This is a genomic window from Aminobacter niigataensis (assembly GCF_946995915.1).
In the GTDB taxonomy this organism is placed as follows: domain Bacteria; phylum Pseudomonadota; class Alphaproteobacteria; order Rhizobiales; family Rhizobiaceae; genus Aminobacter; species Aminobacter niigataensis.
Genome location: NZ_OX341517.1, coordinates 1,464,171 through 1,479,480 on the forward strand (window position 1 = coordinate 1,464,171; position 15,310 = coordinate 1,479,480).

Below are 15,310 nucleotides of genomic sequence, written 5' to 3' on the forward strand. Positions count from 1 at the left end.
CAGTCGACCGGCCCGGTGTCCGCGTCGCTGCATGCAAACTTCACCCGAAGAGGGAAATTCCAATGAACGAGAACAAGACACCGTCTGCCAACGCCACTGACGCCGCCGGAAGCAAGGAAGCCCTGCGCGGCTGGATCGTGCTGGGCCTGCTTGTCGCCGTCGTGCTGGTGGGGGGCTATTTCTACACGCACTGAAACTGACTGCCGGACCTGCCGCCCCGGCGGCAGGTCCGATCCGCTAGGGGCTCTCCTCTCCCGGGGGACTGCCCTGTGCCGGCGGACCGTCCGGTGCCGGCAGGAGGCGGGAAAACTCGACGCCGTCGATGACGAGCAGGCGAGGCTCGGGCGCCTCGGCGACGCGCTCGACACCATCGCTGCAGGAATAGACCGGCCAGCCGGCATCCGTGCAGAGGATCTCGACAAACCAGTTGCCGAGCCGGTCGGTGAGGCTGATGCGCAATGCACCGTCACGCAGGCGGCGGGCATGCGAGCCGTTCGGGGCGGTCCATGTCCATGGCCCGCCAAGCGGTGGGCGTGTGAACAGGACGAAGGGATAGACGCTGGGGGGCAAGTCCTCATGGGCGGCCGCACCGCGGTAACGCATCATCGCGGTGGCGTAGTCGGCGGCTATCGCAGGCCATCGCGCGTAAAGTGCGGCCAAACCGTGCTGATGCGGATCGCCAAGCAGGCTTCGGCCACGCATGGCCTCTGCCCGAGCCGCCGGCGATGCGGCGAGGGCGACGACGAGCGTGGCGACGAGCGTGGCGAGACGTTGCGTCATGCGTCCTGGCTTCATGGACATGCCGAGTCGCATTGTCTGCGCGGAACCGCGCAGGATCAATGGGCCGATCGACGCCGTGCCCGATCACAAAATGCGTCGGGAAGAACGCGCCTGTTGGAACGCTCCGGATGCCGAAACGCCGGATCGCAGGACGGATGATGTCGGAGAGCCGTGCCGGGATGACACCCACCTTTCCCGAAAGCGGTGGCCGCTTTCGGGACTAGATGCCCAGCGTTGACGCGCCTGGGGTCAGGCGGCGTTTCTTGTCCTAAACCGCGGTATGCTCGCCAGCAGCAGATCCTCGTCGCGCACGCCGCTTCTATAAAGCTTGAGAAGTGTCCTCGCTATTTCGCTTGCCCAGATGGAGCTCGGGTCCTCGCCGCGCTCGACGCAAATCTGGTCGAACACCTGCTGAAGAAGTGCGAGATCCTTGGGATAAATGGGGGAGTTAGGCTGGGTGAAAAGTACGTGCTCCATAGTCTTCTCCCATATGGCGCTTGTTCTTTTGACTTATGCTTGCTGCTGGTTTGTTGCCTGCTTCCTGTCGCGGTCAGTCAAGCCGATCGCGGACAATGCACCAGTCGCGCGATCTATCTCCGACGCCCACGTATATCGTGCGGGGGCCGTGACCGGCTTCGGTGCGCATTGTGGAGGTGTCTGCCGCAGGCGAGTGCATCGATATGCCTCCTTGAGGCAAGGTTGCATGCTACCGCATTTCCATTCAGGGGCAGGAACTCTGCGCCACAACCTGCATCCTGTCGAGTCACCCTGGGTTGCACCGAAATTGCAGGCCCGAGGCGGTTTTCGACACGAAAGGAGCCCGCCGCAGAGGGAGCGACGGGCCCTTTCGGAGCGTGGCTGAAAGGAAAAGACCACACTCGGTGTGCCTGACCTGAACTCTGACGCGCGGGAATGGTTCCGCGCGGGACCGGTTTCGTTACAGTCTGTCATCGTCGTTGAACGGCGGCATTCACAAATCGTTCACCATCGCGCCCGCACTTTCCTCGTGCGCAGTGTATCGAGTGCGCGTCTTCGGCAACGCCCGGCGGGCTGCACAACCCTTCTGCCCGCCGGTGCGTCGCAAGCCCTGAAACTCCCCGTTTTTCCGGCACGACCCGTACTCGATGCGTCATCGCGAGTCGGCGGGGTCTTTGCGGCACGGCATGCTGGTCGCCGAAATCGATTCCGCTTTGCGGGCCGATGCGTTAGCCTGATGGCACCGTTCCAGCGGCAGAAGTTGAGCATCGAGAAGAAGGCATGAACCCTTGGCAGAAATGACCATCATCGTCGAGTTCGAGACCATGGACGGCGCCGAGGAACAGTTCCTCGACCTGATCTCCGAACACGCGCGCGCCACATTGCAGGAAGAGCCGGGATGCCTGCGCTTCGAGGTGATCAAGCCGGTCGAGCGCGACGGCACGCCGATCCCCAACATGGTGATGGTCAACGAGCTCTATGCCGACGAATCGGCGGTCGCGACGCACGAGCGCAACCCGCGCATGTCCGACGTGCAGGCGGCACTATCGCCCCTGCTCAAGTCGCGCCGGCTGATCCTTGCCGCATCGCTCGGGCTGACCGATCCCAATGGCGGCATGCGGCCGGAAGAACTCAACGCCGCCAATGACGACTAGGCCCGGCCCGCGATACGCGCCGGATAGTGCGCATTAAGGTTAGTCAGTCGTTAATGCTTCTGCTGCAAGGTTAATTGCGGCGAGCTGCGGGGGAGCAGCATCGCCCTTGCATGCAGGACTGACGGGATGCGGAAAAATCTTGGGTCGGACGCCAGCGATCCGGCCAGCGAGCCGGTCAATGGCACGGCGCGGGCGATAGAAATCGGCAATGTGCGGCCGGTCGAGGACCTGCCTTATGCGGATCTCGAGCGCACCATCGATTCGATGAACATGGGCGTGGTGCTGGTCGACGCCGCGCTCGGCGTGCTGTTTATCAACAAGGCATTCTACGACATCTGGAACGTTACCGCCGAACAGGTGGCGGCCGGCTGCCGGTTCCGGGCGCTGATGGACGTCAACCGCCACAACGGCGTCTACGCCATCGCCGACGACAAGTGGGAAGGCTATGTCGCTTCCCGCGGGGACGAGATCCTGGCCGGCGACGTCGCGCCACGTGAATTCCGCCGCGCCGACGGCCGCACCATCATCTATTCGGTGACGGCACTTTCGGGCGGCAAGCGGCTGGTCTCCTACTACGACGTCACCGAGATGAAACGGCGCGAGGTCGAGGCCGTCGAGGCACGCCACCGGCTTGCCGAGGTGCTGGAATCGCTGCCGGCGGGCGTCGTCATCTACGACCGCGACGACCGGTTCGTGCTCGCCAACCGCAAGCTCAAGAGCGCGTTGCCGGCAATTGGCGAAGCCATGGCCGAGGGCAGCACGCTGCGCGACAGCCTGGTGCTGGCGCAGCGCGCCGGCTACTACCGCGATACCGGCGAGCCCGCGCTCGACGCCCTTTACGATGCCGATCCGGAAGCCTGGATCGAAGGCATGATCGGCCGCTACCACACCAGCCATGCCGAGCGCGAGCGGCGCAATCCCGACGGGCGCTGGTATCAGGTCTTCGACCAGCGCCTCGCCGACGGCACATTCATCGGCGTGCGCGTCGACATCACCGAGCTTAAGCAGCGCGAGCGGGCGCTGCAGGAAAGCATGCGCGAGAACGAGGTTTTCCGCAGCCTGATCGACAATGTGCCGGTGTCGATCTACGCCAAGCACGACGACCTCAGGCTGATGTATGTCAACCAGGGCTGGTGCGAGTTGACCGGCTTCTCCAAGCAAGAGGCGATCGGCAAGACCGACGCCGAGATCTTCGGCCCGGAAGGCGAGCCTTTCATGGAGGCCGACCGCGAGGTCATGCGCAGCGGCGCAACGGTGGAGGTCGAGGAGACGGCGACGGAGGCCGATGGTTCGACGCGCCACCAGTTCGCCCGCAAGAGCGCGATGGTGGCGTCCGACGGCTCGCTCTACCTGATCGGCTCGACCACCAACATCACCGAACTCAAGCAGCGCGAAGCCGAACTCGAAGAAGCGCAGCGCCGGGCCGTGCTGGCCGACCGCGCCAAGTCGGAATTCCTCGCCAACATGAGCCACGAGATTCGCACGCCGATGAACGGAGTGCTCGGCATGGCGGAGCTTCTGGCTAAATCGGATCTCGATCCGAAGCAGAAGACGTTCACCGACATCATCGTCAAGTCGGGCAATGCGCTGCTGACGATCATCAATGACATCCTCGACTTCTCGAAGATCGACGCCGGGCAGCTGGTGCTCGATCCGATCCCGTTCAACCTGGCCGAGGCGATCGAGGACGTCGCGACGCTGATGTCGACGCGGGCCAAGGAGAAGGACCTCGAACTGATCGTGCGGCTGCAGCCCGACCTGCGGCATCTCTATGTCGGCGATGTCGGGCGCATCAGGCAGATCATCACCAACCTGCTCGGCAACGCCGTCAAGTTCACCGATTCGGGCCATGTGCTGGTTGATGTCACCGGCCGCAGCGAGGGCGATGCGACGAAGCTGCATGTCGCGGTGACCGACACTGGCATCGGCATTCCCGAGGCCAAGCTCAAGCTGGTGTTCGAGAAGTTCAGCCAGGTCGATGCGTCCTCGACGCGCCGGCATGAAGGCACCGGCCTCGGCCTCGCCATCACCTCGCGGCTCGTCGACATGATGGGCGGCGAGATCGGCGTCGACAGCGCCGAAGGTGCGGGTTCGACCTTTTGGTTCACGCTGACGCTGCCCAATGCCGGGCGGCTGGAAAGCCGACCGGCGGCGCTGATCGACGTGACCGGCGCGCGCGTGCTGATCGTCGACGACAATGCCGTCAACCGGACGATCCTGACCGAGCAGATGGTGTCGTGGGGCTTCGATTCCTGTGCTGCGCGCAGCGGTGACGAGGGCTTGCGCGTGCTGACCGCAGCGCAGGCGATGGGCGTCAAGGTCGACTGCATCGTGCTCGACTACCAGATGCCAGGCATGACCGGGGCGGAGATGGCGCGGATCGTGCGCCATACACCTGGCCTCAGCGACACGCCGATCGTCATGCTGACCTCGGTCGACCAGTCGCTGTCGGGCCCCGCCCACCGGGACCTCGCCATCGATGCCCAGCTGATCAAGCCGGCGCGATCGTCGGCGCTGCTCGAGGCACTGGTCGGCAGCATCCAGCGCCGCCGGGCGCCGAACCTCACGCCGGTGCAGGTGGCCGATGGGCAGATGCCGGCCAAGGACGCGGGCGGCCAGGCGGCCAGTGTGACGCGCCTGCGCGGCGGACAGCGGCCGGCTGGCGAGGGCGGCCTCGACATTCTCGTCGCCGAGGACAACGAAGTGAACCAGATGGTGTTCAGCCAGATCCTGGCAGAGACGGAACTGTCGTTCGAGATCGTCGGCAACGGCCGCCGCGCAGTGGCGGCCTTCGGCGAGCGCCGTCCGCGGATGATCCTGATGGACGTGTCGATGCCCGAGATGAACGGGCTGGAGGCGACGGGCGAAATCCGCAAGCTCGAACGCGGCACGGGCACACGCGTGCCGATCATCGGCGTGACCGCACATGCGCTGAAAGGCGACAAGGAACGCTGCCTGGAAGCCGGCATGGACGACTATCTGCCCAAGCCGATCAGCCCGCGTGCGCTGCTCGAAAAGATCGAACGCTGGTCGTGGCAGGACGATGAGCGCTGCGGCGCGATCTAGGGCCTGATTCAGGTGATGCCGGCCGCAGATATCTGATACCGCGCTTCCGGTACCCACGTAGTTGAACGTCCGCTCCGTTCGTCGCCCAAGAGCGATCCCGGAACCCATCATTTTCGGCCCGGCCTGACGTTAATCTTCCGCGCGCACCGGGCCAGAGCGCCGAAGACTGTGGAAATGTGACAGCCCGCAACCGTAAAGCCCGGCCTGCCGTTGGGTAGACGGCTTGCTTTCGGCTCCGGTCTGTTGTTTGCCTCGCGCCGGCAAAGGACCGAGGAAACGACCCCTTCACCGCCAAGCACTGCAACCGTTACAGGGGTGACACGAAACTGTCATGCAACTGTAATAGAGGGGGGCTATTGGCTCACCGGGCGCCGAAGAAAGGCGTCATACGAGATACTCTACAGGAGCAGGCCCCAATGAAAAAAGCTCTTCTCACTGCGTCGGCGGCTGCCTTCGCGATTGTCGCCTCGGCAGGCTACGCCTCGGCCCGCGACCAGGTTCAGGTTGCCGGTTCCTCGACCGTTCTGCCCTATGCCAAGATCGTTGCCGAACAGTTCGGCGAAACCTTCTCGAACTTCAAGACCCCGGTGGTCGAGTCCGGCGGTTCGGGCGCCGGCATCAAGGAATTCTGCAAGGGCGTCGGCGAGAACACCATCGACATCGCCAACTCGTCGCGCGCGATCAAGAAGGACGAAGTCCAGTCCTGCATCGACGCCGGCGTCAAGGACATCCAGGAAGTCAAGATCGGCTATGACGGCATCGTCTTTGCGACCGACGTCAACGGCCCGGACTGGGCGCTGACCTCGGAAGACATCTACAAGGCGCTGGCCGCCAAGATCGTCGTCGACGGCAAGCTGGTCGAAAACCCCAACACCAAGTGGAACCAGGTCAACCCGAACCTGCCCGACTGGGACATCGCTGCCTACATCCCGGGCGAAAAGCACGGCACCCGCGAAGTCTTCGAAGAGAAGCTGCTGATCGCCGGCTGCAAGGCACTCGGCGGCGTTGAAGCTGCCAAGGCGGCCGGCCTCGACGACAAGGCCGCTGACGCTTCGTGCAAGGCAGTGCGCAAGGACGGCAAGGCTGTCGACATCGACGGCGACTACTCCGAGACGCTGGCTCGCATCGACTCGAACAAGACCGGCGTCGGCGTGTTCGGCCTGGCCTTCTACGAAAACAACGCCGACAAGCTGAAGGTCGCCACCGTCGGCGGCATCACGCCTTCGGTCGAGACCATCGCCTCGGGCGAGTATCCGGTTTCGCGTCCGCTGTTCTTCTACGTCAAGAAGGCGCATCTCGGCGTCATTCCGGGCCTGAAGGAATATGTCGAGTTCTTCCTCGACGACCAGATGGTCGGCCCGGAAAGCCCGCTCGCCGACTACGGCCTGGTTGCCGCTCCGGACGCAGAACGCGCTGCCCAGCGCGAGGCGTTCACCGCCGGCAAGACCATGTAATCTTCGAACTGCCACGGGGCGGCGGAAAGATCCGTCGCCCCGTGGAATATTTTGCCGACTGTCCCGTTCGGCACAAAGAACCGAATTCACCGAGGCCGGCCCATGTCTTTCCTGCTCGTCTTCGCCATCGTACTCGCAATCGGGCTGATCGCATTCGTGATCGGCCGGCAAAGGGCGCGCGCGCAGGACGACGGAACGGTCAAGCCGCACTCGCGGGCGCATTATCATGGCTGGTGGGCGTTCCTCACGGGCGTCATTCCGGCCGTCCTGTTTCTCGCGGCCTGGGATATCGGCGCGAGCGCCTATCTGAACAGCCATATCCATGCGGCCCTGCCTGCCGATATCGCCGACGGCACGGTGGCGCATGAAGATCTCGCGGCGGGTCTGGTCAAGAGCCTTGCCAGCGGCATGCGCCGGCTCGACAGCCAGACGCTTGCCGCATTGCCCCAGACTTTTGCCGAACTGCAGCCGATGCTCGCCGCAAAGGGCGTGGCGCTGGCGCCCGATACCCAGGACTACATGATCCCGATCGCCGCAGACGCCAACCGCGTCTCCGATCGTCTCGACATGATCGTCGCGGTCGTTTCGATCGGGCTTGCCCTGCTCGGATCGGTCTACGGCCTCAGCCGCATCACCCCGCGCGGCAGGGCACGCAACCATGTCGAGAAGGTGATGCTGTGGAGCCTGCTCGGCGCCTCGACGCTGGCCATCCTGACGACCATCGGCATCGTGCTGTCGATGCTGTTCCAGACGATCGCGTTCTTCGAAAAGATCCCGCTGACCAATTTCTTCTTCGGCACGGTGTGGGATCCGCGTTTCGCGGCCGCCGGCTCCGGTGGCGCGGAAGGCCAGTTCGGCCTGATCCCGCTGCTGGCCGGCACGCTCTACATCGCCTTCGTGGCGCTGCTGGTCGCCGTGCCGATCGGCCTGATGTCGGCGGTCTACATGTCGGAATATGCGGCGCCCAAGGTGCGTGCGGTGGTCAAGCCGGCGCTCGAGCTGCTCGCCGGCATTCCGACCATCGTCTACGGTATCTTCGCCCTCGTCACGCTCGGACCCTTCCTGCGCGACATCAGCGCGGCACTTGCCGGCGGCACACCGTTCATCCAGGCGCAGTCGATCCTGACCGCCGGCCTGGTGATGGGCGTGATGCTGATCCCGGTCGTCTCCTCGCTCTCCGACGACATCATCACCGCCGTGCCGCGCGCCATGCGCGACGGCTCGCTCGGACTCGGCGCCACGCGCTCGGAAACGATCAAGCGCGTCATCCTCCCAGCCGCGCTGCCGGGCATCGTCGGTGCCATCCTGCTGACCGCCTCGCGCGCCATCGGCGAAACGATGATCGTGGTGCTGGCAGCCGGCGTCGCGGCTAACTTGACGCTCAACCCGTTCGAGGCGATGACCACCATCACCGTCAAGATCGTCAACCAGCTGACCGGCGACCTCGAGTTCAACACGCCGCAGACGCTTGTCGCCTTCGCGCTCGGCATCACGCTTTTCGCGCTGACGCTGGTGATGAACATCGTCGCGCTTTACATCGTCCGGAAGTACCGGGAGCAGTACGAATGACCGATATTTCGCTCGACACGCTTGCCTCGTCCGCGGCTCGTCCGCGCCGCGACATCGGCATCAAGAAACGCTACGCCGCCGAACGCCGCTTCCGCCTCTATGGCGTGCTGGCGATTGCGGTCGGCCTGGCGTTCCTTGGGGTCATGCTGACCTCGATCGTCTCCAAGGGCTACACCGCCTTTTGGCAGACGACGGTGACGCTGCCGATCCATTTCGACGAAAAGATCATCGACCCGTCCAACAAGCGGGCGACCGATCCGAACGTGCTGGTCACGGCGAACTATCCCAAGCTCGCCGAGGCCGCGCTGATCGAAAAACTCGGCATCGATCCGAGCGACCGCGCCACCGTGCGCAAGCTCAAGGGCTTCCTGTCGGACGGTTCGCGCGTCCAGCTCAGGGCCATCGTTGCGGCCGATCCGTCGGTCATCGGCACGACCCGGGACGTGGACATCCTTGCGGCTGCCAATCTCGACTCGGCCTACAAGGGCCAGATCGACCTCAACGTGCCGGAAAGCCGCCGCAAGGTGTCTGACCAGCAGGTCGAGTGGATGAACAAGCTCAAGGCCGAAGGCGTGATGGCCGAGCACTTCAATACCGGGCTGTTCAGCTACGGCGCGTCGAGCCGGCCCGAGACCTCGGGCGTCGGCGTCGCCCTGATCGGCTCGATCTACATGATGGTGATCGTGCTTTTGCTGGCATTGCCGATCGGTGTCGCCGCCTCGATCTATCTCGAGGAATTCGCCAAGAAGAGCCGCTTCACCGACCTGATCGAGGTCAACATCAACAACCTCGCCGCCGTGCCGTCGATCGTCTTCGGCCTGCTCGGCCTGGCGGTGTTCATCAATTTCCTCGGCCTGCCGCGCTCGGCCTCGTTCGTCGGCGGACTGGTGCTGACGCTGATGACGCTGCCGACCATCATCATCGCAACGCGTGCCGCACTCGCCGCAGTGCCGCCGTCGATCCGGTCGGCTGCGCTTGGTCTCGGCGCGTCGAAGATGCAGATGGTGTTCCAGCACATCCTGCCGCTGGCCGCTCCCGGCATCCTGACCGGCACGATCATCGGCCTGGCGCGTGCTCTCGGCGAGACGGCGCCGCTGCTTCTGATCGGCATGGTCGCGTTCGTCGCCGATTATCCCAAGACGCCTTTCGACCCGGCGACGGCCTTGCCGGTGCAGATCTACATGTGGGCGAACGAGGCCGAGCGCGCCTTCGTCGAGCGCATGTCGGGCGCCATCATCATCCTTCTGATCTTCCTCATGGCCATGAACATCGTCGCCATCGTCCTCCGCCGCCGCTTCGAGCGGCGCTGGTAGGGCATGGACAAGGAGCATCCTGCTATGAACATCATGACCGAGAAATCCCTCGAAGACGCGGTGAATGCCGAGATGAACAGACCCAATGAACCCATCAAGATGCGTGGCGACCAGGTCACCGTGCACTATGGCGACAAGCAGGCGCTGTTCGGGGTCAATCTCGATGTCCGCCAGAACCAGGTGACGGCGCTGATCGGCCCTTCGGGCTGCGGCAAGTCGACTTTCCTGCGCTGCCTCAACCGCATGAACGACACCATCGACAGCGCCCGTGTCGGCGGCAAGATCACGCTCGACAACGAAGACATCTACGATCCCAAGATCGACGTCGTCGAGCTGCGCGCGCGTGTCGGCATGGTGTTCCAGAAGCCGAACCCGTTCCCCAAGTCGATCTACGAGAACGTCGCCTACGGCCCGCGCATCCACGGCCTCGCCAAGAACAAGGCCGAGCTTGACGAGATCGTCGAGAAGAGCCTGCAGAAGGCAGCGCTGTGGAACGAAGCCAAGGACCGTCTCAACGAGCCGGGCACCGGCCTGTCGGGCGGCCAGCAGCAGCGCCTGTGCATCGCGCGCGCCATCGCGGTTGCGCCCGAGGTGATCCTGATGGACGAACCGTGCTCGGCGCTCGACCCGATCGCCACCGCCAAGGTCGAAGAGTTGATCGACGAGCTGCGCGAGAACTACACCATCGTCATCGTGACGCACTCGATGCAGCAGGCGGCACGCGTGTCGCAGCGCACGGCGATGTTCCATCTCGGCTATCTGGTCGAGGAAGGCCCGACCGACAAGATGTTCACCAACCCCGACGACAAGCGGACGCAGGACTACATCACCGGCCGTTTCGGCTGAGCGATATCGGCTCCGACCAGCATCAGACGAGGAACACACCATGGGCGAGCACACAGTCCGGTCCTTCGACGAAGAACTCAAACACGTCGACCAGGTTATCCGCGACATGGGCGACCTGGCCGGCGCGATGGTGGCAGGTGCGATCCGCGCACTGCTTTCGTCCGACCAGGCGCTGGCGCAGAACGTCGTCGCCGACGACACGATCATGGACGCCAAGCAGCGCGAGCTCGACAACAGCGCGATCACGCTGATCGCCAAGCGCCAGCCGATGGCGCAGGATTTGCGCGCCGTGGTCGGCGCCATCCGCATGGCCGGCGATCTCGAGCGCATCGGCGACCTGGCCAAGAACATCGCCAAGCGTGTCGGTGCCGTCGGCCAGTCGCCGACGCCGCGCAACCTTTCGCACTCCATCGACGCGATGGCGCAGCTGGTGCTCGGCCAGGTCCGCGGCGTGGTCGATCTCTATGTCGCGCGCCAGGCCGAAGGCCTGAAGGAACTGCGCAACGACGACCAGAAGATCGACATCCAGTACACGGCCGTGTTCCGCGAGCTCCTGACCTACATGATGGAAGATCCGCGCAACATCACCGCATGCACGCATCTGCTGTTCTGCGCCAAGAACCTCGAGCGCATCGGCGACCATGTCACCAACGTCGCCGAGAACGCCTATTTCGTGGTCACCGGCACGCAATTGCCGCTCAACCGCCCGAAGGTCGACGAGACCACGACGGCAGTGTCGGCCTGAACACTTCAGCGCTGCATGTGCGGGGCGCGGGGGCGCTGCGGCAAGTTAATCCGCGCATGATCCGATCGGGGTCATGCGCCAAGAAAAGGCACAGCCGATGATCGCTCCCAAGGTCATGGTCGTCGAGGACGAAGAGCCGCTGGGCGTGCTGCTTCGATACAATCTCGAATCCGAAGGTTATCAGGTCGAAGTCGTCACGCGTGGCGACGAAGCCGAGATCAGGCTCCAGGAAAACGTGCCCGATCTGCTGGTACTCGACTGGATGGTGCCGGCACTTTCCGGCATCGAGCTGTGCCGCCGGCTGAGGATGCGGCCCGACACCGAGCGCCTGCCGATCATCATGCTGACGGCGCGCGGCGAAGAGAGCGACCGGGTGCGCGGGCTTTCGACCGGTGCGGACGACTATCTGGTCAAGCCGTTCTCGACGCCCGAGTTCATGGCGCGGGTCAAGGCGCTGCTACGCCGAGCCAAGCCCGAGGTGCTGTCGTCTATCCTCAAGGTCGGCGACATCATGCTCGACCGCGAGTCGCACCGGGTCTACCGCAAGAAGAGCGAGATCAAGCTCGGGCCGACCGAGTTCCGCCTGCTGGAATTCATGATGCGGCATCCGGGCAGGGTGTTCTCGCGCAGTCAACTGCTCGACAATGTCTGGGGCGAGACGATCTATATCGACGAGCGCACCGTTGACGTGCATGTCGGGCGCCTGCGCAAGGCAGTCAACAACGGCCGCATGCCCGACGTCATCCGCACCATCCGCGGTGCCGGCTACGCCATCCGCGAGGATTAGCGGTCGACGTCCGTTGTTTCGTTCTGGCCACAAGCGGGCCTAGGCAAGCTGCGGCCCGCAGCAGATCGGGTCGGTAGGCGCGTCGTCGATTTGTGCTCCGCCAGGGTGGCGGCGCGGCCGCGCGATTGGCACTCGATCATGACAGCTCGCCTGCGTCGCGATGCTTTGGTGTCGATGCCGATGCAAGCAAACCTTCTGGCGGCGGGATGGTTTTTCTGCAGGAACAACTGATGATCCATGTCGCTGATGGGTAACTTCTTCAGCAACGGTAGATTAAATGGCCTGCGATGACGATTTCGTGATGTCATCGATACCAAAAATTGTCCATTTTCATGCTAGCTGGCGCCTTGTGCGCAACGTTGTCTCGGCCATTGTTCTGGTGCTGATCACCATGCTTTACGGACTGCCCCTCGATCGGGCAGAGGCCGCAGGCACGAACATTGGCGCGCAGCCGGTGACAACCGGGCAGGCGGAAGTTATCGCCGCGCCCGATGGGTGCTTGCCTTCCCTGGATCGCTGCACCGGCGAGACGTCCGACGAGCACAGCACCAGCACACACTGCCTGGGCGACTGCCCTGCCTGGCAGGCCCATGACGAGCTTGCCGCACCGATCCACACGATGCTTCGCAAGCGGCTCCCAGATCCCATGCCGCGTCGCGTGGCGAGCGCATCGTTTCTTCGACCTCCGATCGCTGCCTGATTTTTGACCGTTCGGCCCTCGCACCGACGAGGCCGTCCGAAATCAGTTGCGATGAGGAGACGGACGATCTTCCCGAGAAACTCTTGCGCTTGGGCCAGGCCCGAGCGCGTCCGCCGTAGCGACGCCGCCGGCTGGCATTCCCGCCAGCCCGCAAGGAGCCCGCGCTTTGCTCGCGGCAACAGCTAGATGACGTGCTTCCGCACGCACGAGCCGTCGCCGGTCGTCGGATCGGTGCCGAGCGGCTGCATGCGCATGGTCAACGACCGGTCATCGACCTCCACGACCGCGTGTCACCCGAAATACAGGAAATGGTGCCAGGAGACTGCCAATGCCTAGGAACACTTTTGAAACGAGCGCCGCGGGCGCCGCGCCGACGCCCGGAGGTGGCTCGGCATTGAGCCGCCGGCGTTTTCTCACCGGCGTAGCCGGCCTGGGGACCCTTGCGGTGTCCGGCTGCGTCAGCACCCAACAAGCGGCCGTGCCGGCCGCAAGTGCGCCGGTCAAGAAGGCGCCGCCGCCTGTCGTCGACAGCAATGCCCTTGCGATGTACGGCCCGCTGCCGAACGAGAAGTTCCCCATTGCCGCGATCGACCTGACCAAGGTGCCGAGCCGCTATTACCGGCGGCAGGTCGACTATGTCACCGAGGAACCGGTCGGAACGCTGGTCGTCGACACGGACAATTTCTACCTCTACCTCGTCCAGCCGGACGGCAAGGCCATGCGCTACGGCGTCGGGCTCGGCCGGGCTGGCTTCACCTGGGCGGGAAGGGGCCGCATCGGCTGGAAACAGGAATGGCCGAAATGGACGCCGCCCGACGAGATGATCGCGCGTCAGCCAAATCTCGCCCAGTGGGGCGCCGACCGTGGCGGCATGCCGCCCGGCCTCGAAAATCCGCTGGGAGCACGGGCCCTCTACGTCTTCCAGGGCAAGGTCGACACGCTTTATCGCGTTCACGGAACGCCCGAGTACTGGACTATTGGCAAGGCGGTCTCGAGCGGCTGCGTCCGCCTGATGAACCAGGACATCATCGATCTGTACGAACGGGTGCCGAGCCAGTCGCCCATCCTCGTGCTGGGCGATCCGACCCAACCCCATTCGCACGAGGTCGCCGGCGGCAGCGCTTCGCAAGCCGCCGGCTGATGTAGCGGTCACCCCAGCAGGTTCTCGCCGGCCGGCTTGCGAAGCGCCGTCCGGCCAACTTGGAGCAGACACGACATGAATGACCGCATCATCGGCTTGGCGCATTCAGGGCCCTGGCATGGCGGCGCCGTTCTCAAGGGGGTGGCCGTGACCATCCTGAGCTTTGCCGCGCTGGGCACCGTTTCGGCGCTCTGGGACAATCCGCTGTTTGTCCGGATGACCCCCGTCGCGGGCTGGGAACTGCCCGCCTTGGTGGTTCTGTCGGCGCTCTCGGGGCTTTATGTCGCCGTGCGGCGACCCGTCTGTTCAGTGCGCCGCGCGGGCATCGGCGGCGTGGCCGGTTTCATCGGCATCGCCTGCCCGACGTGCAACAAGATCCTCATGCTTCTGTTCGGGGGCGAATTCCTGATGATGTGGTTCGACCCGATCCGCCCCCTGATTTCAGCGCTCGGCATTGCGTTCCTCACTGCTGCGTCATGGCGCGAAATACGCGCTCGTCGAGTGGATGCCGCAATGCAACCGGAGTATCTGCAATGACCGATATCCCAAGCGATCGCGTCCGCGCCGGTCAGCCAGCCTCTCTATTGCGCCGGACGCTGCTTCGTCATGTTGTGGTTGTCGGGCTTGCTGGCGCACTGGTCTATGCATTCGCCGTCGTTCACGGGCAGTGGAGCCCGATGCACCGGTGGAACCGTGCATTCGCGGACGCATCGCTGGCGCTTCTGGTGATCACCATGTCGATCGGGCCATTGTCGCGCCTGTGGCCCGCCTTGCTGCGGGTGGTGGCCTATCGGCGGGAGACCGGCATCTACGCGACCCTTCTGGCGGCCGTGCATACGATCATCATACTCGAAGGCTGGGTCGAGTGGGATTTCGCGCGGCTCTTCGGCTACGAAATGAACCCACAGACGGGTGAATATGTGATGTTCCAGCATGGCTTCGGTCTGGCCAACCTGACAGGGATTGCAGCCCTTGCCTATGCGCTCGTGCTCATGTCGACCTCGAACGACCGGTCAATCCGCATGCTCGGTTCTTCGGTCTGGAAGTTTCTGCAGAACGCCGCAACCGTGCTGTGGGGACTTGCCTTGCTGCACACGGCCTATTTCCTGTTCATGCACTTCCTGAGCTTCCATCGTCCGATGCCGGAGCCGAACCCGCTGCAGTGGCCTTTTGTGGCGGCGGTGCTGTCAGTGCTCCTGCTTCGAGTCGCGGCCTTCCGTTCGACCTGGAGCAAGAAAAGGAACAGTTCCAGGTGACCCCTCGTGCCAAAAGTCGCAT

General features: G+C 64.2%; 15 protein-coding genes. 13 read left to right on the forward strand and 2 right to left on the reverse strand.

The annotated features are described in order from the left end of the window. Window positions 1-62: 62 nt before the first annotated feature. Window positions 63-194 carry a hypothetical protein gene (locus tag O1Y97_RS07095; RefSeq protein ID WP_256371664.1) on the forward strand — a complete coding sequence of 44 codons (132 nt, stop codon included), beginning with the start codon at window positions 63-65 and terminating at the stop codon, window positions 192-194. A gap of 43 nt (window positions 195-237) precedes the next feature. On the opposite strand, the gene O1Y97_RS07100 is transcribed toward O1Y97_RS07095, so the two are convergent. Beyond that, window positions 238-801, reverse strand: a complete 564-nt coding sequence (locus tag O1Y97_RS07100; protein WP_318763577.1) for a hypothetical protein — start codon at window positions 799-801, stop codon at window positions 238-240. A gap of 228 nt (window positions 802-1,029) precedes the next feature. Continuing rightward, a complete protein-coding gene (locus O1Y97_RS07105; protein WP_055974224.1) occupies window positions 1,030-1,257 on the reverse strand; it encodes a hypothetical protein in 228 nt (75 codons plus the stop codon). Window positions 1,258-2,054: 797 nt separating this feature from the next. Here O1Y97_RS07105 and O1Y97_RS07110 point away from each other — a divergent pair. The 12 genes from O1Y97_RS07110 to O1Y97_RS07165 all read left to right on the forward strand — a co-directional run bounded on the left by O1Y97_RS07110 (window position 2,055) and on the right by O1Y97_RS07165 (window position 15,288). Then, entirely contained in the window at window positions 2,055-2,411 is a 357-nt protein-coding gene (locus tag O1Y97_RS07110) for a putative quinol monooxygenase (RefSeq protein ID WP_108606663.1), read from the forward strand. Window positions 2,412-2,537: 126 nt separating this feature from the next. Further along, window positions 2,538-5,477, forward strand: coding sequence for a response regulator (locus O1Y97_RS07115; RefSeq protein ID WP_318763578.1), 2,940 nt, complete (start codon window positions 2,538-2,540; stop codon window positions 5,475-5,477). Window positions 5,478-5,893: 416 nt separating this feature from the next. Further along, window positions 5,894-6,931, forward strand: a complete 1,038-nt coding sequence (locus O1Y97_RS07120; protein WP_318763579.1) for a PstS family phosphate ABC transporter substrate-binding protein — start codon at window positions 5,894-5,896, stop codon at window positions 6,929-6,931. Between the two features lie 102 nt (window positions 6,932-7,033). After that, the gene (gene pstC / locus O1Y97_RS07125; protein ID WP_318763580.1) at window positions 7,034-8,500 is read left to right on the forward strand and encodes a phosphate ABC transporter permease subunit PstC; all 1,467 of its coding nucleotides are present in this window, start codon (window positions 7,034-7,036) and stop codon (window positions 8,498-8,500) included. Next, entirely contained in the window at window positions 8,497-9,813 is a 1,317-nt protein-coding gene (gene pstA, locus O1Y97_RS07130; RefSeq protein WP_108606667.1) for a phosphate ABC transporter permease PstA, read from the forward strand. The genes pstC and pstA overlap by 4 nt, the downstream gene beginning before the upstream one ends. Window positions 9,814-9,837: 24 nt before the next feature. Beyond that, window positions 9,838-10,659 (forward strand): phosphate ABC transporter ATP-binding protein PstB, encoded by an 822-nt coding sequence (pstB, locus tag O1Y97_RS07135; protein ID WP_108609688.1) that lies wholly within the window; start codon window positions 9,838-9,840, stop codon window positions 10,657-10,659. A 40-nt stretch (window positions 10,660-10,699) separates the two neighbouring features. Then, on the forward strand, window positions 10,700-11,404 hold the full coding sequence (gene phoU / locus O1Y97_RS07140; RefSeq protein WP_108606668.1) for a phosphate signaling complex protein PhoU: 705 nt from the start codon (window positions 10,700-10,702) through the stop codon (window positions 11,402-11,404). A gap of 97 nt (window positions 11,405-11,501) precedes the next feature. Further along, window positions 11,502-12,191, forward strand: a complete 690-nt coding sequence (phoB, locus tag O1Y97_RS07145; RefSeq protein ID WP_108609689.1) for a phosphate regulon transcriptional regulator PhoB — start codon at window positions 11,502-11,504, stop codon at window positions 12,189-12,191. A gap of 277 nt (window positions 12,192-12,468) precedes the next feature. After that, a complete protein-coding gene (locus O1Y97_RS07150; protein ID WP_108606670.1) occupies window positions 12,469-12,891 on the forward strand; it encodes a hypothetical protein in 423 nt (140 codons plus the stop codon). Window positions 12,892-13,219: 328 nt separating this feature from the next. Further along, entirely contained in the window at window positions 13,220-14,032 is an 813-nt protein-coding gene (locus O1Y97_RS07155; RefSeq protein WP_318763581.1) for a L,D-transpeptidase, read from the forward strand. Between the two features lie 75 nt (window positions 14,033-14,107). Beyond that, entirely contained in the window at window positions 14,108-14,569 is a 462-nt protein-coding gene (locus O1Y97_RS07160; RefSeq protein ID WP_318763582.1) for a hypothetical protein, read from the forward strand. Then, window positions 14,566-15,288, forward strand: coding sequence for a ferric reductase-like transmembrane domain-containing protein (locus tag O1Y97_RS07165; RefSeq protein ID WP_318763583.1), 723 nt, complete (start codon window positions 14,566-14,568; stop codon window positions 15,286-15,288). Before O1Y97_RS07160 ends, O1Y97_RS07165 begins: the two co-directional genes overlap by 4 nt. Window positions 15,289-15,310 lie beyond the last annotated feature (22 nt).